Raw genomic sequence first — 19,467 nt, 5'->3', positions numbered from 1 at the left:
ACGGGCTGCCGCCGCCCTCGTGATCTTCCCCCTCGCTGCCAGTAGACGGTCCAGCGCTGGTACGCCTTTCGGGGCCTGGCTAGAATCACACGGCAGCTCATTGCCCTGTGCCCAGCAAATCCGGAGGATCGGCGGCCGGGGCTATGGTGGCCGGTACTGTCTGATGCGAGGTCAGCACTGAGTTGGGGTGGGTGATGACGGGAGTCGAGATCGCGGTCGGGTACGTGTTCGCGCGGCTGCTCCGCAAGGCCAAGCGGGTCAGTGAGCGCGCGGACGCGGAGGTTGACCGCTCACTGGACGCGCGGCTGAACCGTCTCCACGACCTGGTCAGCGGCAGACTCGGCGACGACCCTGCACTAACGCGAGCGACCGAGGAAGCCGAGCAGGGGCTGCCCGAGCCTACGGAGCGGACCTGGCGGCGACTTACCGATTCCCTGGAGGAAGCCGCAGAACGCGACCCTGGCTTCGCTCAAGAGTTGGAGAAGCTCGTGAAGGAGCTGCAGACCGCCACGGCCGCAGCTCCCGGAGCCGACGGGGTAGTGGTAACCGCTGGTGGAACCGCAGTCGGCGGGAACGTTGACATCCACGCGGAGAGTGGCTCGGCGGCGGCGCTGACCATGGGAGACGTATCAATCTGGTCTGTGGCAGACCCTCGCCAGCCGGGCTCGGAGAAGGGCTGACCGTCCCCGGCACCAGCAACGCGAGCCCTCTCCCCGACACGGCAGCCGCCAGTGTGGTCGTCACCGCAGCAGACCACAGCGTCGCCGCCGGGCGCATCGACCAGGTCAACCAACACCTTCACGCCGCGCCGCGCGTGCCAGCCACATGGCCGTATCAGGTCGGGGTGATCCCATCGCAAGCGGAGTGGTTCCAGGACCGGGTCGAGACCAGTCGACTGGTCCAGCTGCTGGCCAGCGGTGGGACCGCGGTCGTCGAATCTGCAGACCAAGTGCTGGCGGGCGGGGTGCTGGCAGGGATGGGCGGGGTTGGTAAGACTCAGCTGGCCGCCCACTACGCCCGCACTGCATGGCAGGCTGGCACGCTGGATCTGCTGGTGTGGATCACTGCGAGCAGCCGTAGCGCCGTCGTAGCCGGCTATGCCCAAGCCGCGGTAGAGATCTTGGGCGCCAACTCCGGTGATCCGGAGGCGGCGAGGACGTTCCTTGCCTGGCTGGAGCCCAAGCCGCAGCCGAGCTCGTGCCGCTGGCTCGTGGTTCTAGATGACGTCGCCGACCCCGTCGACTTGAGGGGGTGGTGGCCGCCAGCCAGCCCGCACGGCCGCACCCTGGCTACCACTCGCCGCAAGGACGCCGCCCTAATCGGGGCCGGTAGACGCCTGATCGAGATCGGTCTGTTCACTGAAACCCAAGCCCTGGCCTACCTCACGAGCGCTCTGGCCGACCACGGCCGCATCGAGCCAGAAGAGCAGCTCAGCGCCCTCGCCCGCGACTTGGGCCAGCTGCCGCTTGCGCTGTCCCAGGCTGCCGCCTACCTCATAGACGCCGGCATCAGCTGCCAGGAATACCGGGGCCTGCTGGCCGACCGCACCCGTTTCCTGGCCGACGTTGCCCCCGACGTCCTGCCCGACGACCAAACCCACACCGTGGCTGCTACCTGGAGCCTGTCCCTCGACCGCGCCGATACCTTGCGCCCCGCTGGTCTGGCCCGGCCGACGCTCCAGCTTGCCTCGGCTATGGACCCGAACGGTATTCCTGAACACGTTCTTACCAGCCAGCCCGCCCTCACCTACCTCACCGCTCACAGAGCCTGCTCTGATGGCGATCAGGTGGAGAACTGCGTCTCTGGCGACGAAGCACGTGCGGCCCTGCGAGTCCTGCACCGTCTCAGCTTGATCGAGCATTCGCCGGACGCGACCCACCCACGCGTTCGAGTCCATCAACTCATCCAACGCGCCACACGCGAGTCACTCTCACCCATCGATCACGCTGATGTGATCCGTTCAGCCGCTGACTCGCTTTTGGCTACCGTTAACGAATACCGGGACGACAGGGTCAATAGGGGGGAATTTCTCTCCAACGCTCAAGCTGTTATTCAGAACGCACAAGGTGATCTGTGGGCCCCTGAGCCGCACCCGTTGCTCCTGCGGTTCGGCGCCAGCCTAGGGGTCGATTGTCAATACGATGTCGCTCTGAATCATTTTCGCCAACTGGTGGAGGTGGCCAACCGCCGGCTAGGTGTGGACAGTCGGCACACGCTCGCGATGCGATACAACCTTTCCTATTGGCAGTTTCGTGCGGGAGACCTGAATAGCGCTGCCACTGCGCTCGAAGATCTGTTGGGCGACGCGCAACGCATAGTCGGGTCGACGGACCACCTGACGTTGGCCACTCGCCGGATCCTAGCCAATGTCAAGGGAGAAGCCGGAGAGGTAGCCACTGCCATAGCAGAACTCGCGGCAGTTCTTGAGGATGCCATGACGGCCCGTGGAGCTACAGATCCCTTTACTCTGAACGTTCGCCATAACCTTTCCCACTGGCAAGGTCTGGCTGGTGACTCGATGCTGGCCACGGATGCAATCCGGGAAGTACTCTCCATACGTCACCAGAAAATCGATACCGAGCGGATGACGGAGGAGGAATTCGACGCAATTATGAGTGGGCTCACCAGCCTCGCCGAACAGCACGGGAGGGCTGGAGACGCAGCGAGAGCAGTCGATCAATACACCGAACTTGTTGAGGGACTCGGCCACTATCTGGGTTTTAATCATGAAGCCGTCCGCTCCCTGCGTACAAGCCTTGCCTGGTGGAAGGGATGCTCGGGCGACGTCTCGGGAGCAATCGCGGACTATGCCGCTCTCCTGGAGGAGGCATCAGACCTTGGGTCCCATCATCCGAACATCCGAGCGCTCCTCCATAATCTTGGTTACTGGAAGGGCAAGTCCGGCGACCTCGCAGGGGCTATAGCGATCCTCTCTGATCTCCTGGAGAGGGGGCTCCGAGAATTGGGCCCAAATCATCCGGATGTTCGACTCACTCGCCGCCTACTCACTCAGTTCCACTGGGCTGCTGGCACTGTCCTGGAATTGGGGCCTCGTTGATTCCCTTGTTGATCGGGAGGCGACGCTGATCGACTGACCGGACCCGTTGACGTCGCTTCAGGGCCGACTGCCTGGATTCCTGAGTTGCCCTCGCTCGCCTTGGAGATCGCCCAAGGCGACTTCGGGCCCAGCTATCACCCGCCAGCACGATGAACAGGCGTGATCCAAATGCGGACGCTGTCATCATCACCGACTGCTGCGAGGAGGCCACCATCCGGAGAAAACGCAACGTCGTACGCCTCGCCGAGGGAGGCATCGAGAGAGCCGGGAAGTGGCTGGCCGTCAGCCGGATTCCATAGGCGCACTGTGCCGTCCATAGCTGCGCCGGCCAAGAGTTGACCATCCGGCGAGAAGGCCACGGCGCTCACGGCTTTTGTCGGAGCAGCCGAGCAATAACGGGCAGCGTTCCCCGTTCCCGAGACAAGTGGATCCCACAACCGCACCGATCCATCGCTCCCCGCTGAGGCCAACAGTTTGCCGTCAGGCGCGAACGCAATATCGCAACATTTTCCAACGGTTATGCATCCGGTCACCTCCCATGTGGCGGGTGACCACAGCTGCGTTATTCCGTCGTATCCGGCAACGGCTAGCAGGGAGCCATCGGGGGAAAACGTAAGCCCGTCGACCCGGGTCTGCCCCACATCCAGAGTCTTGATCATCTCGCGTGTAGCGGTGTCCCACAGGTACACACACCCCACGTATCCGGCTGCCGCCAATAGGCTTCCGTCGGGGGAAAACGCCAGACTGTCAAGGATCCCCTCGCTGCCAGGCAGGCTTCCCCCCACAGGGATGCGGAAAGTCACGTCCCACAGCCACACTGCTCCATCATCAGCCGACGAAGCAAGCAGACGCCCATCGGACGAGAAGGTCAGGTCACGAACGATGTCTCGGTGTCCGGCGAGGGGGTTCGTTACGGCGTTACCCATGGGATCCCGCAGATATATGACCCCGTCGCAGCCGCCCAGGGCCAGGTACTGCTTATCGGGTGAGAAGGCCAATGCGTCGTACTCATCGGCAGGGCCCTGAACAGGTGTCAGAGCCACGACGTATCCGTCTTCTAGGTCGTCCGCAAGCGCCTGGAGGGCCAGCGGACTTACGGCTCGCACTGGGGCGCGCTCCGAGATACCTACACCTGTACTGCTGCGCTGCGACCGCATGTGGTCCAGGTCTCGCCACCGTTCGCGCCAGGCCCCCATCTCGGGAGCTCCGCGTGCCACGAGGCAGTGCTTGCCGTCCTCGTCGTACGAGAGCAACGTGCGCACCAGAGACATCAGGGTGTCCAGCCGCTGGAGCCGCTTGCCGTTGAATGCCTCGCTGAGGGCCGAGACTGATAAGGAGCTTGTACCCGGCATATCAGCCGCGCGGGACACGATCATGTTGAGCGTGGGGGCTCCACGGTCGGCTCGCAGGTGGCGTAGTTCCTCAGCTAGCCGGTCAAGCCCGACCGTAAATTCGGTCTTGTTCGGCGCGCTCATCTGTCCACCCCCTGTCGCGTCTGGCGCCTACGCTAGAGGACCTTAGGCCGTACCGCGCCGAAATCCGCCGAAACTTTGGCGGTATCACAACTTCGTTCGTGCGATGCAGGTCTACGGGCTAGGCACTGTTGCCATGGGATGCATGACGCACTCTCAGGACCCTCAACTTTCGCCCCCGCCCCCACGCTCAGAGCCCGGTCCCTTCATGACCGTACGCACCGCGCTCATCCTCCTGGCATCCGTAGTCATCGGCGTAGTCACCGGCGGCCTCACCCTCCTGTGCGGCACTCAGCCCGCTGGTGCCGCTCTGGCTGGACTGACCAGTGTCGGGGCTTCTGTACCCATCCTGCATGCCCTCATCCAGTAGGAGACAAAGAGCGGCTGGCTTTCAGGACACGGCCTTCATGCGTGCGCGATGCGTGAGCGGACTACGCGACACAAAGCGTCATACGAGGGATTGACTACTCAGTTGCACGCTGCTGACCAGGGGAAACAGCACCGCGAAGTAGGGTCCAGCACCCCCCGGCAAGGATTCGATCCCACTCCTAAAGCGGGTGTCGCAGGTTCGAATCCTGCCGGGGGCACATGGGAAAAGGCCCCGGACCGATCATGGTCCGGGGCCTTTGACATCCACTTCTGGCATCAACGAGTCGTCGGCTGAGGTTTAGACGGACCACATCGAGCGCGCCCAGCCGTAGCCGAACGCAATGCCCGTACAGCACAGGGGAGGCCGGGCCGTCTCTGGGCTGTCCGAGGTCACTCGGCAGCGGCCAGTGACAACCAATCACGACCACTGAGGCGCGGGGAGTAGTGCCTGGACCTGGGGGCACCCAGCTCCCCAAGATTCCCGACAAGACCCAGGGCAAAGAGAAGTAGATTTCATGATCGTGCCTCTCGTCTGTGCACATGGCATGCACGGGAGGCTTTTTCATGCTGCAGGCCCTCCTGAACCACAGCGTCTCGGCCCTCGATCTTGCGGCCGGAGTTCGCGACCATATGCCCTTTGTCGGCATGAGCGACCGGGTGTCCCGCGCCCGTAGCTGTCAGGAGTGAGGGAGCCGCCACAGATGGGACTGCGCTCGGGCTTGTGGCGGCGGCATCTCACGCACCAAGTGGTAGAGGTTCTCAAAGTACTCTTGCCAGCGATTTGGATCTGGAAGAGCGTTCTGCGCCCGCTTGGCTCGCTCTACCCGCACTAGCGGCTCCATGCGTTCCCACACCGAGATCACGGATCCACCCAGGTAGCCGGAAACGGGTTCGATATCGACAACACCGTGTGTGACCAGAGCACCCAGGTTGTCGTAGAACCAGGCCAGTTCACGTAGCAGGTTCCGCTCTGCCTCCGGCAGCCCCTCCATTCCGGCAGCTAGATCCCATTCGGGCAGTTGCTCGAACACGACCTCCCGGGCCCGAGCCAGGCGCATGCTGCGATGCTCACGGAAGAGATCTACCAGAACCGGCAGCGTGTTTGTATGTTCCGTCAGCCGCAGCTGCCGCACGGACACGAGGCCGGAGACACCCAGCGCCATCACCGATACCATCAACGCCGCGATCTCCACCATGCCCCCCGATTCGCACCGTTTGGCCTTCCGTTCCCCGCCTGTGACGGGAGCAATCTCAAATGCCGGGGCCGAGCGGGCGGCCCCTCACAGCCGCCCTGACCTTCACCACCGGGCCGTGGGCCGGATTACAGGGCCGTCGCAGGCACGACAGAACCGTGCCACGTCGTATGGAGAACCGCGGGGAACATCGGATACAAACTCGGCTGCCGTCTCGCGTACAGGCACTTTTAGCCACAGGTCAGCGAGAGAGTTGAGGTCAGAGCACATGAGCTTCCCAAGCTGAGAGTCCGATGGCTCAGTAAGGCCGCGGAATCCCGTGCTCTTCCAGCGCAGTTGCGTAGCGCGCCAGCAGTGCATCCAGGCCAGCCATGAGGAGGCCGGCGGACTCCCGGGCCTCAGCCAACTCGCCACGTTCGCACGCCTCCACCACCTCAGCCAGGTCGCTGCGGAGGATGTGAAGGGAGTCGCCTTGAATCAGCACCCCCGGGAATCGCCGGTCGGGTAGACGAACCACGGCATCGTTACCGCCGTCGGTGAACAGCTCTGCCTCCACACGCTTCATCGCGCCATCCAACCTGACATCACCATCTGACATCAACGACGTTGGACATAGGTGTACTTGAGCGAGCATGAGCGGTGCTCCGTCAGGAGGAACTGGGCCCCAGGATGACCGTGAGATCGAACTCCTAAAGCGGGTGTCGCAGGTTCGGATCCTGCCGGGGGCACATGGCTAAGGGCCAGCGACTCGGTCGAGACGGCCGCCGTCTTTCTGGCCTTGGCCCAGGCGTGCCGGGAGTTGGTCCGCCGAAGCTGCCCACCCTGCGAGGATCCTTTTCTCAGCCGATCAGCCGGTCCGTCGATCAGCTGATCAGCCGATGCCGGACAGGTCCAAGACCTCGTCCTTGCTCGGGGGGTCTACGTCCAAGGGCTTGTCGAAGGCACTGAACGACGTGGTGTTGTCGAGTTCGCCGTCCTTGTACACGACTCTGAGGATGTACGGCTTTCCCTCGGTGGCGACGTAGAAGGTGAAGGAGCCGCCCTTGTCCTTCTCGTCGGTCGCCTTCAGCGGAATCGCCGCAGTGCCCTTGACCTCGGTCGGTTCGCCCTTCGTGACCTTGTCGAAAGAGGTGAACTCGTGCGTGCACTGGGCGAGCCCGTCTCCCGGCTGGGACTTGCTGACAGGAGTTTTGACCCAGCGCTTCTGCTCGCCCGTGATGGTCACTTTCTGGCCGGACTCCTTGAGGTAGGCCAGATTCGGGCGGACGTAGTCCGTCCTGTCGATCCGGATCTGTTCGAGGGCGGCGCCCGTGGCCGAGGTCGTCCTGAACGCGCACTTGGCCTTGAGATCGGTCGTCAGACGGCTGGTGCGATCACTCCCGTCGGTCACCTTGGTGACCGTATCGATGGTTACTGACTTCAGATCGCGCATCGTGTCGTTCGCATCGTCAAATATCTGATCGGCAGAGCGTTCCTCCGCCGCGCTGTCGTCTGCGCAGCCAGTCATGGAGACCCCCATCACCAGGCACGCCAGGGCCGCCGCCGTCACGGCGGTCGGTTTCATTCGCACAAGGACCCCCCAGGTCTGAATCGGGTCATGTTAGAGGAGTCGGGCCGCCGTCTTGCCGCCGGGTTCGGGTGCATCGCGGCAGCCGCGGCTCATCAGTGCAGCGCGGATCAACGCGGATCAACTGCGGATCAGCGCGGACCTGCTTCGTCGCACAGGGGTCTTCTGAAGCGGCGAGATCGGGCGCATCGGTTGCGGGTCGGTTGTAGGTCGGTTGCGGGTCGGTTGTGGGTCGGTTGCGGTCGCGCGGGCGTACCGCCTGTCTCGTTCTCGTACAACCCTTCCGTCACTTTGGTTGTCTACGGCATCGCCCGGCACTGTTCCAGGAGGAAATCTCTATGCCCCTGCCCTTCCGCACTGTTGTCGCCGTCGCGACCGTGACCGCGCTGGCTGGTGGTCTGTTCACCGCTGCAGGCGCGGCGACGGCGTCCGCGGCCCCCGCCAAGTACGCCGACGACTTCAATGGCGACGGACACCGGGATCTCGCGATCGGTGCGCCGTACAAGTCCGTCAACGGTGCTGAGGCCGCGGGCGCAGTGGTCGTGTCTCTAGGGTCTGCCGCCGGGCTGACCACGCAGAAGATCGAGCTCACCCAGAGTTCCGCGGGGGTGCCGGGCACGCCGGAGGACAGTGACAACTTCGGTATATCGATCGCCGGTGGCGACCTGGACTCGGACGGTTACGCGGACCTGGTCGTGGGTGCCGACGGGGAGGACGTGGGCGAGTACGAGGGTCAGGGCAGCGTGACCATCCTCTGGGGTGGCGCCGAGCCGTTCACCAGCAGCACCACGACCACGGTGGACAACGCGCGTCAGTGGCAGGCGCATGGCCTGGACGTGGCGGTGGGGGACTTCACCGGTGACAGCGCCGCGGACCTCGCCGTCATCGAGCCGAACGCGGTTGTCGTGTACAGGGGCGGCTCCTCCCGGGCGACCCAGACCACCCCCGCCTACACCCTGACGGTCCCTGGTGCCCAGCTCCTCAACTGGGAAGCAGCCGTGGGCGATGTCAACGGAGACGGCAAGGATGACCTGGCCGTGACCGGCGACCCCGGCACCGGACGTCCGGGCACCGACATCTACACGGGTCAGGAAGGCCGTCCGAACCGGATACAGCGGGTGGAGGACGGCGGCACCGCGGTCGCCCTCGGTGACATCAACGGCGACGGCTTCGACGACATGGCCACCTCCCTCACCTGGCCAGACACGTTCTCCATCGACGACCCGAGCAACGGTGCCGGTTACGTGACCGTTCGATACGGCAGCCGGACGGGCTTCGGCGACCCGGTGACCCTGCACCAGGACAGCACGGGTGTGCCCGGCGTCAACGAGGACGGCGACAACTGGGGAGCCTCGGTGGCGATCGGCGACATCACCGGCGACGGCAAGGCCGAACTGGTGGTCGGCGCCAACGGTGAATGGCTCGGCGACCTGGAGAACGCCGGCGACGTGACAGTGTTCCGTGGCTCCGCCTCCGGTGTCTCGCAGTCCGAAGTCGTGCGCATTTCCCAGGACACCGCCGGTGTTCCGGGCGCAGCCGAGACCAATGACCTCTTCGGTGCCCAGGTGCGGCTCGCCGACTACAACAACAACGGCAAAGCCGACCTGGCGGTGACCGCCTCCTTCGAGAACGACCGCAGCGGAGGCCTGTGGACCCTGCCGGGAACTGCGTCCGGCCTCACCGGTTCCGGTTCCGCGTCCCTCAGCTCCGCCGACTTCGGCCTCGCGAGCGGATCGCGGTTCGGGGAGTCGCTGCTCGACTGAGCCGGGCGAACGTCTCCGATCGGGCGCGGACCGGCCGGTGGGCTCCACCTCGACGATGGCCGCGAGCTCTCCGACGGGGCCTCCAAAAAGGCTCGCCGGCGGGGCGCGGAGACCCTGGTCAGCTCAGTTGCTCGGCCAGTCCGACGATGATGCCGTCCGGGCCGCGGAGGTAGCACAGCAGATAGCTGTCCTCGAACCGGGCGATCTCGCCGAGGAGTTCGGCGCCGTGGGGGCGCAGGCGGGCGACGGTGTCCTTGATGTCGTCGACGGCGAACATGACGCGGTGCGTGCCGAGGATGTTGTGCGGCTTGTTGCGCGGCCCGGCGCTGGTCGCCGCCGGGCTGCGGTACTTCGCCAGTTCGAGCCGGCTGTGGCCGTCCGGGGTTCGGACCATCGCGATGTCGCAGCGGACGCCGTCGAGTCCGGTGCACTGGTCGGCGACGAGGCCCTCGACCTGCGCCCTGCCCTCCAGCTCCATACCGAGTTCCACGAAGAACGCGATGGCGGCGTCCATGTCCTCGACGACGATGCCGACGTTGTCCATCCGCTGAATCGCCATGCTGGTGTCTCCTTCTATGTCGTGCGGCCGGTGGTGGCCGCTGATGTCCCTGGGACGGAGCCGGTGTCACGTTCTCGACATCCTCGAACCGCCGATCTCCGAAACTTCCGGATCGCGCCTCAGATGATGTTCATCCCGTCTGCTCCCGTCTGCTCATCCGGCCGTCCCCCTCCCGTCATCCCAGGTCGTTACGCTGCGCCGCGCCGCGCCGGGGGCGCGGGTACGTGTTTCAAGGGGGAAAGCCGTGTTCGTACTGTCCATCCTGCTTCTCATAGCCTCAGTCGTGCTCTTTCTCGTCGGCCGTGGCGGTGGTCGAACCGCCTCGGGCTGGAAGCTCGGGGCGGCGCTCAGCGCCGTGGCGGGCTTGCTGGCGGGCGTCTTCGCCTGCGTGCATGTCGTGAGCGCCTACGAGGTCGGCGTCCCGGTGACCTTCGGCAGGATCGGTACGCCGTTGGCCTCGGGCGTTCACGTCAAGTCACCGTTCACCGACGTCACGTCCTTCTCCACCCGCCCGGTGGACCTGGACCTCAACGACGAGGACGTGGTCGAGGTCCGCTCCTCGCAGGGCGGTGTGCTCTACGCGGACGTCACCATCAAGTGGGCCGTCGTACCCGCAGAGGCGGTCGGCCTGTACCGGCTGGCGGGCAGCGAGGAAGCCGTCGAGGAGCGGCTCGTGCTGCCGGACAGTCGCGAGATCATCCGCAATGTTTTCGCCAAGCACACCAGCGAGGAGGGGTACGCGTCCGCGCGTGAGCAGATCGGCTCCGAGATCGCCGACCTCGTCAAGGAACGCCTGGCACCGCGCGGGATCGACGTCACCTTCGTCAACCTGCGCAATGTGCGGCCCTCGAAGAAGCTGCAGGAGCAGATCGACAAGAAGATCCAGCAGGAGCAGGCCACCGAGCGGGCCACCGAGGCGTCGCGTACGGCCACGGCGGAGGCGGAACGCAAGCGGATCGAGGCGGAGGGCGTCGCCCGCGCCAACAAGATCATCGAGAAGTCGCTGAGCGACAAGGTGCTGTACAACCAGTGCCTGGAGGCATACAAGGAAGCCGCGAAGGCCCACCCGGTGTACGCGGTCCCGTGCGGTGACGGCGCGAACGGCACGCCCGTCATCGTGGACGGCAGCAAGAACTGACGCCGCCGCCCAAGCCACTCCGGGGCACAGGCGGTTGCGTTTCCAGGCTGTCGCGCCCTTGCGACAGCCTGGAAACAGAGCATTGCTCCGCATGGGCTCCGGTGCGAGGCTCTTGGGACTTCACACACCCAATGGGGGTCAGTCATGGCGCTGTTCGGAAACGCGCACACCGTCGATCCGGTGAAAGCACAGAACGACTACGCGCGACTGCTCGGGCAGAACGAGCAGGTGTACGCCGCCTTCCAGCTGATCCGCGACACCATCCTCTTCACCGACCGCCGTCTCATCCTGGTCGACAAGCAGGGCATCACCGGCAAGAAGACGGAGTACCACTCCGTTCCGTACCGCAGCATCACGCACTTCGCCGTCGAGACCGCCGGGACCTTCGACCTCGACGCCGAGCTGAAGATCTGGATCTCCGGCACGCCCATGCCCATCGAGAAGACCTTCACCAAGGGCGTCGACATCTACGAAGTCCAGGCGATACTCACCCAGTTCGTCGCTCGGTAGGCGTAGGGGCGGCGGCGGGCACGGGAGACGACGGTCATACAGGGCCGGTCCGGCGAAGCGGGCCACCGCCACGTCCCCGGCCAGCATGCCCAGCGCCGCGCACGCGAAGAGCAGGCCCGCGTGCTCGGGAGCGTACGGGACGTAGAGGGACTCGCAGCCGACGGTTGGGCAGGATCTCGTTCGCATGCCCCAGAGGACACCTCCGCCCAGGGAAGCCACCGGGCCAAGGGTGAGGATCAGCGCGAAGACCTTCCAGAGGGGGGCGGGGAGCGCCAGGAATGCCGTACCCGTCCCCCAACCGCTCACCGCGGCGCAGGGTGCCGGACCGGTGTCGGCTGAGCGGAGTTAGCATCCGTTCATGACTACTGACAACGCCTCCGCCTCGGCTGCCGCCTCCGGCGCCTCCGCTCTCGACGTCGACATCGATGCGCTGCAGGGCGGTACCGCGGATCTCGGCCAGTACAAGGGCCAGGCCGTGCTCATCGTCAATGTGGCGTCCAAGTGCGGGCTCACCCCGCAGTACGCGGGCCTGGAGCGGCTGCACGAGCGGTACGCGGCGCAGGGCTTCACCGTGCTCGGGGTGCCGTGCAACCAGTTCATGGGCCAGGAGCCCGGTTCGTCCGAGGAGATCGCGGAGTTCTGCTCGGCGACGTACGGCGTGACCTTCCCGATGACCGAGAAGGTCGACGTGAACGGGGACGCGCGCCACTCCCTCTACGAGCGGCTCACCGGCTTCGCGGACGGCGAGGGGCACACCGGCGACATCCGCTGGAACTTCGAGAAGTTCCTGATCGGCCGGGACGGCACGGTGGTCGCCCGCTTCTCGCCGCAGACCGAGCCGGAGTCCGCCGAGGTCGTGGCCGCGGTCGAGGCCCACATCGGCTGAGACGCGGCGCTCCGCCGCAGGCAGGGCCCCGGGCCGCAGGCAGGGCCCGGGGGTGCAGGCAGGGCCCGGGGTGCCCGGCAGCCCTATCCCGCGCTGCCGCGGACCTCTTCCCGCAGCTCCTCGGGGCATCCCGTGCCCCGGGGCAGCTGATAGGGCGCGGCCAGACGGTACGTGCCGGCCCTCGGCGCCAGCAGTTCCGTCCACTGGTCGCCCTGGGCGTCCTCCTCCGTCTCCATCAGGCAGCCGTTGACGTTGTCGTACGTCTTCGGCGCCCCGTCCTCCCGCTGCTTGGACTCCTCGGTCTCCTGCGGGGGCTTCACGCTCTTGCCCTCCGCGTCGACGAGCCCGAGCCACGGCGAGTACGGGATGCGGATGAGCACCCGCCCCGCCCGCTTCACCTCCAGGGTCAGCTCCCCCTGCTCGGCACGGTCGACGACCGCGGGCGGGTCGGCCATCGGCATGGGGTCGGTGACCTCGAAGAGCTGCCAGTTGGCGTCGCCCCAGACCTGCTTCAGGTACGGCATCCCGCGCTGGACCAGTTCGCGCTCGCGCTCGCCGCCGTCACCGTCGGGCTCGCCCTTGGGGACGACGACGTAGTGGACGGCCCAGCGCCGCAGCCACTCGTGGTAGTTCGCGGAGTTGAGGGTGTCGTCGTAGAAGAGGGGGTTGCGCTCCATGTCCGCCTGCCGGTTCCAGCCGCGGGCGAGGTTGACGTACGGGGCGAGGGCGGACGCCTCACGGTGGGAGCGGGCCGGTACGACCTCGACGCGGCCCTTCTCGGCGCCGGCCACCTGGAGCTGGTTGACGAGGGGGGCCAGTTCGCGGGCCCAGGACGCGGCGGGCGTGGTGTGCACGATGTCGTCGACGGCCTTGAAGGCGATCCAGCCGTTCACGGTCACGAAGGCCAGCAGGATCGCGTACCACTTGCGTGAGCGCGGTGCCGTGAAGGGCAGCGCGGCGATCAGCGTGACCCCGCCCAGCAGCATCGGCAACCGGCTGATGTTCGAGCCGATCTGCGAGTTGATCAGCCAGACGAGGACGACGGCCAGGCCGTACACCGCCGAGGTGATCCGGACCGTCTTCCACTCCTTGGGGACGAGGAAGAAGGCACAGGCCGCGGTCGCGAACGGCAGCAGGACCGACCCGAACATCATCGGCTGCGTACCGGAGAACGGGAACATCCAGGCCGAGACGCCCACGACCGCGGCGGGCGCGAGGCCCAGCGCCCACGCTCCCGGGCGGCGTTTCTGCAGGAACAGCGCGACGGCGACGAAGCCGACGAAGAGGCCGGCCACCGGGGACGCGGCGGTGGCCGCCGCGGCGAGCGGGGCGGCGCACAGGGCCTTGGCCCAGCGCTTGTAGCGCCAGCGGTACGGCCAGCAGAAGACGACGGCGGCGGCGCCGAGCGCGAAGACCATGCCGAGGCCGAAGGTCACGCGGCCCGAGATCGCGTTGCACAGGAGCGCGAACACTCCGGCCGCCGCCGCGGCCACGGGGTTCCGTACGGCCCGGCTGCGCATCAGCACCAGCATGAGCAGTCCGGCGGAGAGCGTCCCCGCGATCATCATCGTCGTCCGCACACCGAGCACGGCCATCAGGTACGGGGACACCACGCTGTACGACACCGGGTGCATGCCGCCGTACCAGGCCAGGTTGTACGCGGACCCGGGGTTCCGCCCCACGAACTCCGCCCACGCGTCCTGCGCCGCGAGGTCGCCGCCACTGTTCGCGAACGTGAAGAACCAGATGATGTGGAGGACACCTGAGAGGGCCGTGGCGAGGATCGCGGGATGCCGGACGAAGCGGTGCATGCGGGTGCCTTCACGTCCACCGACTCCGGGGCCGACGGCCGGCTCGACATCCGGAACCGGGTCCACGTCCGGAACCGGGTCCACGTCCGGGATCGGCTCGGTGTCAGCGCCGGGTCCGGCGTCGGGGGCCGGGTGGGAGTCGGCGTCCGGTTCGGGGTCAGGGTTCGGTTCGTCAGGGTTCGGTTCGGCGTCGGCGTCGGCGTCGGGGCCGGCATCGGCATCGGCATCGAGGGTCGGCTCGACGGCAGGACCCGGTCCGGAGTCGTCGTCCCGTCCGGCGTCGGGGGTCCCGGTCGTGTCGGGGATTTCTGCCGCGCCGGGGGTCTCGGCCCTGTCGGGCGGCGGTCCGGCAGCGTTGTCAGGGGTCTCGACGTGCCGCGTGCGCACGCTTATTCGCGGGCCGGCCTCTCGGCCCGGCTCGGCGTCGTCGGCATGCGTCGGCTCCGCTGTCGCCACGTGCTGGCACTCCCGTGTCCCGTTGTTCCACTCTCGGCCGGGCCCCGCGGCGGACGGCCTGCCCCATCCTGGCGACGCTAGCACGCACCCCGCCGTGGAGCTCCTGGGTGGTGCTCCGTCGGCGGGGTGCGGTCGGTTCTTCTGCTTGTCGGGCTTCCGTTCTTCACGGGTGTACGTCCCGCGGGTGTACGTCCCCGTGGGAGCGTACGTCCCGTCAGGCGACCCGGGTCAGCTTGGCGCCGAATCCCGGTTCGGTGAGATCCGACTGGAGCGCGACCGGAACATCGACCGCGTCGCCCGTCGTACCGTCACCGACGCTCAGCGAGCCGACCTTGGTTCCCGCCTTCGCCTCGTTCGGGATGGTGGTGCCACCCTCGTCCAGCTTCAGCTTGACCGTCTGTCCGGCCCAGCCCACCGCGGAGACGTCCTTGGTGGCGACGACCGGTACCTGGCCGCCGAGCCCGTCGTCCACGTACCCCACGACGTCACCCTTCTTCAGGATCTTCCGCGAGGTCAGCGCCTCCTGGGCGGCGATCATCGCCGTCTTGCTGACCGCGTTGACCGTGTCGATGATCGGCGGCGTGTGCTGGCCGAGGATCGCGCCGACGACGATGACGTTCTCACCGCCGACCTCCTGCGTGGCGGCGAAGAGCAGGTTGCCGCCGGCCTTGGTGGTGGAGCCGGTCTTGATGCCGATGGCGTTGTTGTACGGCACGAGACGGTTGTAGTTGTCCCACTTCTTGCCGGACGGGTCCACCCAGGTCGGCAGCTTGGTGATGTCGACCAGCGCTTTGATGTCCACGAGTTCGTTGCCGAGCTTCACCTGGTCCTCGGCGGTGGAGACGGTGGTCTCCTTCAGGCCCGAGGGGTCGGTGTACTTCGTGTTCTTCATGCCCAGGTCCTTGGCGGCGGCGTTCATCTTCTCGACGAACTTCGCCTCGGAACCCGCGTCCCAACGCGCCAGCAGCCGCGCGATGTTGTTCGCGGACGGGATCATGATGGCCGCGATGGCGTCCTTCTCGGAGAGGTTGTCGCCCTCCTTGACGGTGTTGAGCGTCGACTCGCCCTGCGCGTCGTAGCCGCCCTCCTTCTCCGCCTTCGCGTCGACCTCGATCTTCGCGCCGTCCGCGCCGGCCTTCAGCGGGTGCTCCTTGAGGATCACGTACGCCGTCATGGCCTTGGCGACCGAGCCGATCGCGACGGGCTTCTGGTCCCCGAACGAGTCGACCGTGCCGATGCCGTTGACGTCCATCCAGCCTTGCCCCTCCTCGGGCCACGGCAGGGCGACCTTGTTGCCCTCGAAGGCGTAGGTCTCGTCGGCGGTCAGCGCGAGGGTGGGAGTCGGCAGCGGGCGTACGGTCTGTACGACTGCAAACACCACGGCCAGCAGGAGTACCAGGGGTGTCCAGATCTTGACCCGGCGCACGATGGTCCGGACCGGGGTCTGGCGGGGCGGCGGGGTGTTCGTCAGCTCCGCCAGCAGGTCCAGCGGGGGCCTCGGCGGGAGGGGCTGCTGGGTCGTCCGCTCGGGGCCGGCCTGCGGGGCGCCGCCGGCCGGTGGCGCCGAGGGCGAGACGGACGGTCCCGGCGGCGGGACAGCGAGCCTCGCCTTCGGCGGGGCGGGCTCGTCGAGCGGCTTGAGCGCGACGAACTTGCTGGTGCGCTCGGCTGGGGCTTCGGCGGCCTTTGCCCCGGCAGCCGACTCGCTCCCGCCCTTCGGTTCGCCGCCCTTGTCCGACCCGGCGGGCTTTTCCGACCCGGCGGGCTTTTCCGACCCGGCGGGCTTTTCCGACCCGGCGGGCTTTTCCGACCCGGTCGTCGCACTCGACCCGGCGGGCTTGCCCGGTCCGGCGTCCGGATCGGCGTCGCCCCGCTTGAGCATGGTGGTGGGCTGGTCCACGGCGGGTGGCCGCTTGAAGATCGCGGTGGCCTGGTCGACGGGGGGCTTGGACGCGGGCCTGCCCTCGTCGGAGGCACGGCCGGCCGGCTTCGCGGCGGGGCCCGCCCCGGCTCCGGCGTCGGCCTTCCCTGCGGAGCCCGACTCCGCTGCGGCATCCGACGTGCGACCGGAATCCGCGTCCGCCGCGGAACCCGGCTTCGCCTCGGAGCCCGGCTTCCCTACGGCATCGGACTTCCCCTCGGAGCCCGACTGCCCTGCGGAGCCCGGCTTCGCCGCGGCATCCGACTTGCCTCGGGAGTCCGCGTGCGCCGTGGAATCCGACTGCGCCGGGAGGCCGGCCGACGTCGCTGCGGCGCCCGCCTTCCCCGCCGGATCCGCGTCCGCCGCCGGATCCGGCGCCGCCGAAGAGTCCGGCTTCGCTGCGACGTCCGGCTCCGCCGGGGCGGAGCCCTGCGTTGCCGTGGAGCCCGGCTTGCCTGCGGAGGCTGACTTGCCACCGGAGCCCGCGTCGGCCGCGGGATACAGCGCTGCCGCGGAACCCGGCTTGCCCGCGGAGTCCGACTTCGCTGTGGGATCCGTGTCAACCTCGGGACCCGACGCCGCCGCGGAGGCCGTGTCGGGACCGGAGTCCGGGTCCGCCGCGGGGTCCGAGGCCGTGTCGGCGGCGGGAACTCCGCCCACGGAGGTCTTCGCCGCTGCAGGAGCTTGCGCCCTGGGGTCGTCCGCCGCGCGCTTGGCGTCGGCGCTCGCGTCAGCCTTCGTACCGGCCGTGGAACCTGTCTTCGGACCTGTCTTCGGACCTGCCTTCGATCCGGCCTTCGAACCGGCCTTCGCGTCGGCCTTCGAACCGGCCTTCGCGTCGGCGACGTTTCCGCCATCCTCGGCGCCCCCGGCCCTCTCGCCGGAGGCAGAGGTTCCGCCCCTGGTCGGGGTCTCGGTCTCCGAGGAGGCGTCCTTCGCCTCGGCCGCAGCCTCAGCATCAGTCGTCGTCTCCGACCTCACCGCGTCCTCCATGGCGCTGTCGGGAACGGCAGCCTCAGCCGCCGCCTCTCCGCGCACGGCGTCCGCCGAGCCGGAGTCGCGGTCAGAGCCGCGGTCGAAGTCGGCATCGGAGTCGGCGTCGGAGTCGGCGTCCCCGCCGTCGCCGACGGACGCCCCCGAAGCGGAGCTCTCGCGATCGCCCTCCCGGCCGGAGCCGGAGCCGGAGTCAGAGCCGGAGCCGGAGCCGACGTCCAGGTCGTCCCCGGTCGACCCGCTACCCGCACCCGCACTCGTACCCGCACCGTCGCTGACGCCTGCGCCTGCGCCGGCGCTGGCGCCGACACCCCCGTCCGCACCCCCCGGCGCATCCCGATCCGCTCCCGCGCCCGCAGAAGCGCCCTCAGGCGCCTCCTCGTCCGCTGTGGCGGCCCAGGCCGCCACGGCGGACCGGAGTCGCGCGTCGCCGCCTCCGGGGCCCTTCCCGGCGCCCTCGGCGGAACCCGCCGGCTCCGCAGAACCGTCACTCCCCCGGGAACTCCCGGCAGCCGGCTCCGCCTTCTCCTCCGCGTCCACGGACGCGGAGGACCCCGCGGACCCGGCGGACCCGGCGGGACCCGGCGCCTCCGCGGAGCTCTTCGTCGAGAAGACCGCGGTGGCCGTGTCCACCCGGGCAGCCGCCGTCACGGCCTCCCGCGCGACCGCCAGCCGCGGATCCGGAACCGGAACCTTGCTCCCCGACGTCGGTTCCGCCGACGACTCGTGCTGCTTCGACCTGTCGGGGGACTCGCCCGCCACCGATGCCTCCTCCGTGCGCCACACACCGTGCGCCCAACCGAACCATGAACCCGTTAAACAGTGCACACGCGGCCCGGACACTCGTGTCCGAACCATCTACCAGTGTCCTGTGTGAGGGATTGACCCCTGCGGTAGACGAGAACGACATATCTACCGGTTCCACTACGAACCGGTCACGTGCTCTCGACAGACCAATGTGAGAGGGGTCACCCTGTCATTCATCCACGCGGGGAGGCATGGATGGGCAGGAGCCGCAGAACACTTCCGGAGGAGCTACTGCTGCTGGCGTTGGACCCGACCACGGGTACCACCGCACAGCCGCAGTCGCTCGACCTCGGTCTGGCCGGAGCACAGCTAGTGGAGCTGGCGCTGGCCGGACGGATAGCCCCAGACGGGGATCGTATCGCCGTGGTGGCACCACGGCCGACCGGAGATCCAACCTTGGACTGTGCGCTGGAACTACTCCGCAGGCGGGGTGCTCCAGTACGCGCTGTGAACTGGATCGGCGGGCCCCGACTGGGGTTGCGCCAGACCTATCTCTCGCATCTGGAGCGATGCGGCATGGTCCATGCCGTGGCGGGCCAGATGTGCGGGGTGCTTCCGACGACTCGCTACCAAGCGACGGACACGGAAATCAGCCGGGAGATCAGGGCCCGGCTGGACAGCGCGATCCGCACCGGCGTCCCGCCGGACCCGCGGACCGCCGCTCTGGCCGCGCTGGCGCATGCCGTCGGCCTGGGCAAGCACCTCTACCCGGGGAACGAAGGGCGTTCGTCGCGCTCCCGACTCCGGGATCTGATCAGGCACGACCCCATGGGCGGACTCGTGGCGCACGCCGTGATGGACGTCCAGAACGGAGTGGCCGCACAGCCACGCCGCAGCCCGGCACCGACCGGCCGTCAGGCCGCCCCCGGAGCCAGGCCCGCACCGGAGCCCGCCAGGGGCGTCCCGATGCAACCGCACCGCAGTTCGATGGCACGCGCCGTGGCCCACTGAGCCACCGGTCCAC

The 19,467-nt window shown here is 67.7% G+C and carries 14 protein-coding genes; 7 read left to right on the top strand and 7 right to left on the bottom strand.

The features are described from left to right. The first annotated feature begins 194 nt into the window (after positions 1–194). Positions 195–680, top strand: coding sequence for a hypothetical protein (locus ACH4DZ_RS27085; RefSeq protein ID WP_398289917.1), 486 nt, complete (start codon positions 195–197; stop codon positions 678–680). Between the two features lie 53 nt (positions 681–733). Beyond that, entirely contained in the window at positions 734–3,058 is a 2,325-nt protein-coding gene (locus tag ACH4DZ_RS27080) for an NB-ARC domain-containing protein (RefSeq protein WP_398289916.1), read from the top strand. A 134-nt stretch (positions 3,059–3,192) separates the two neighbouring features. Here the strand turns inward: ACH4DZ_RS27080 and ACH4DZ_RS27075 are convergent, their stop codons facing one another. The 4 genes from ACH4DZ_RS27075 to ACH4DZ_RS27060 all read right to left on the bottom strand — a co-directional run bounded on the left by ACH4DZ_RS27075 (position 3,193) and on the right by ACH4DZ_RS27060 (position 7,641). After that, on the bottom strand, positions 3,193–4,533 hold the full coding sequence (locus tag ACH4DZ_RS27075; RefSeq protein WP_398289915.1) for a WD40 repeat domain-containing protein: 1,341 nt from the start codon (positions 4,531–4,533) through the stop codon (positions 3,193–3,195). 1,043 nt (positions 4,534–5,576) lie between these two features. Then, positions 5,577–6,095, bottom strand: a complete 519-nt coding sequence (locus ACH4DZ_RS27070; protein WP_398289914.1) for a hypothetical protein — start codon at positions 6,093–6,095, stop codon at positions 5,577–5,579. A 295-nt stretch (positions 6,096–6,390) separates the two neighbouring features. Beyond that, positions 6,391–6,657 (bottom strand): DUF6959 family protein, encoded by a 267-nt coding sequence (locus ACH4DZ_RS27065; RefSeq protein ID WP_398289913.1) that lies wholly within the window; start codon positions 6,655–6,657, stop codon positions 6,391–6,393. Positions 6,658–6,963: 306 nt separating this feature from the next. Continuing rightward, a complete protein-coding gene (locus ACH4DZ_RS27060) occupies positions 6,964–7,641 on the bottom strand; it encodes a hypothetical protein (protein WP_398289912.1) in 678 nt (225 codons plus the stop codon). Positions 7,642–7,997: 356 nt separating this feature from the next. Here ACH4DZ_RS27060 and ACH4DZ_RS27055 point away from each other — a divergent pair, with 356 nt between their 5' ends. Continuing rightward, the gene (locus ACH4DZ_RS27055) at positions 7,998–9,422 is read left to right on the top strand and encodes an FG-GAP-like repeat-containing protein (protein ID WP_398289911.1); all 1,425 of its coding nucleotides are present in this window, start codon (positions 7,998–8,000) and stop codon (positions 9,420–9,422) included. A gap of 118 nt (positions 9,423–9,540) precedes the next feature. Here the strand turns inward: ACH4DZ_RS27055 and ACH4DZ_RS27050 are convergent, their stop codons facing one another. Next, a complete protein-coding gene (locus tag ACH4DZ_RS27050; protein ID WP_398289910.1) occupies positions 9,541–9,981 on the bottom strand; it encodes a VOC family protein in 441 nt (146 codons plus the stop codon). A 244-nt stretch (positions 9,982–10,225) separates the two neighbouring features. On the opposite strand from ACH4DZ_RS27050, the gene ACH4DZ_RS27045 reads away from it, so the two are divergent. From ACH4DZ_RS27045 to ACH4DZ_RS27035, 3 genes are all read left to right on the top strand, one after another. Then, complete coding sequence (locus ACH4DZ_RS27045) at positions 10,226–11,119, top strand: prohibitin family protein (RefSeq protein ID WP_398289909.1); 894 nt, start codon at positions 10,226–10,228, stop codon at positions 11,117–11,119. A 144-nt stretch (positions 11,120–11,263) separates the two neighbouring features. Beyond that, the gene (locus ACH4DZ_RS27040) at positions 11,264–11,629 is read left to right on the top strand and encodes a PH domain-containing protein (protein ID WP_398289908.1); all 366 of its coding nucleotides are present in this window, start codon (positions 11,264–11,266) and stop codon (positions 11,627–11,629) included. 358 nt (positions 11,630–11,987) lie between these two features. Next, positions 11,988–12,515, top strand: a complete 528-nt coding sequence (locus ACH4DZ_RS27035; RefSeq protein WP_398289907.1) for a glutathione peroxidase — start codon at positions 11,988–11,990, stop codon at positions 12,513–12,515. A gap of 83 nt (positions 12,516–12,598) precedes the next feature. Here the strand turns inward: ACH4DZ_RS27035 and ACH4DZ_RS27030 are convergent, their stop codons facing one another. Together ACH4DZ_RS27030 and ACH4DZ_RS27025 are read right to left on the bottom strand one after the other, a co-directional pair. Then, positions 12,599–14,326, bottom strand: coding sequence for an MFS transporter (locus tag ACH4DZ_RS27030; protein WP_398290019.1), 1,728 nt, complete (start codon positions 14,324–14,326; stop codon positions 12,599–12,601). A gap of 670 nt (positions 14,327–14,996) precedes the next feature. Then, entirely contained in the window at positions 14,997–18,458 is a 3,462-nt protein-coding gene (locus ACH4DZ_RS27025; protein WP_398289906.1) for a D-alanyl-D-alanine carboxypeptidase, read from the bottom strand. 240 nt (positions 18,459–18,698) lie between these two features. On the opposite strand from ACH4DZ_RS27025, the gene ACH4DZ_RS27020 reads away from it, so the two are divergent. Continuing rightward, positions 18,699–19,454 (top strand): GPP34 family phosphoprotein, encoded by a 756-nt coding sequence (locus ACH4DZ_RS27020; RefSeq protein ID WP_107015497.1) that lies wholly within the window; start codon positions 18,699–18,701, stop codon positions 19,452–19,454. Positions 19,455–19,467: the final 13 nt, after the last annotated feature.

This window comes from Streptomyces sp. NPDC017991, from assembly GCF_044328075.1.
Taxonomy (GTDB): domain Bacteria; phylum Actinomycetota; class Actinomycetes; order Streptomycetales; family Streptomycetaceae; genus Streptomyces.
Note: the sequence above shows the minus strand (reverse complement) of the source record. Positions and strands in the feature narration are given on the sequence as shown.

Coding starts and splice junctions, on each gene's coding strand:
- ACH4DZ_RS27050 (WP_398289910.1), bottom strand. CDS start 9,981: ATGGCGATTCAGCGGATGGACAACGTCGGCATCGTCGTCGAGGACATG.
- ACH4DZ_RS27065 (WP_398289913.1), bottom strand. CDS start 6,657: ATGAAGCGTGTGGAGGCAGAGCTGTTCACCGACGGCGGTAACGATGCC.
- ACH4DZ_RS27020 (WP_107015497.1), top strand. CDS start 18,699: ATGGGCAGGAGCCGCAGAACACTTCCGGAGGAGCTACTGCTGCTGGCG.
- ACH4DZ_RS27055 (WP_398289911.1), top strand. CDS start 7,998: ATGCCCCTGCCCTTCCGCACTGTTGTCGCCGTCGCGACCGTGACCGCG.
- ACH4DZ_RS27085 (WP_398289917.1), top strand. CDS start 195: ATGACGGGAGTCGAGATCGCGGTCGGGTACGTGTTCGCGCGGCTGCTC.
- ACH4DZ_RS27030 (WP_398290019.1), bottom strand. CDS start 14,326: ATGCACCGCTTCGTCCGGCATCCCGCGATCCTCGCCACGGCCCTCTCA.
- ACH4DZ_RS27040 (WP_398289908.1), top strand. CDS start 11,264: ATGGCGCTGTTCGGAAACGCGCACACCGTCGATCCGGTGAAAGCACAG.
- ACH4DZ_RS27035 (WP_398289907.1), top strand. CDS start 11,988: ATGACTACTGACAACGCCTCCGCCTCGGCTGCCGCCTCCGGCGCCTCC.
- ACH4DZ_RS27075 (WP_398289915.1), bottom strand. CDS start 4,533: ATGAGCGCGCCGAACAAGACCGAATTTACGGTCGGGCTTGACCGGCTA.
- ACH4DZ_RS27070 (WP_398289914.1), bottom strand. CDS start 6,095: ATGGTGGAGATCGCGGCGTTGATGGTATCGGTGATGGCGCTGGGTGTC.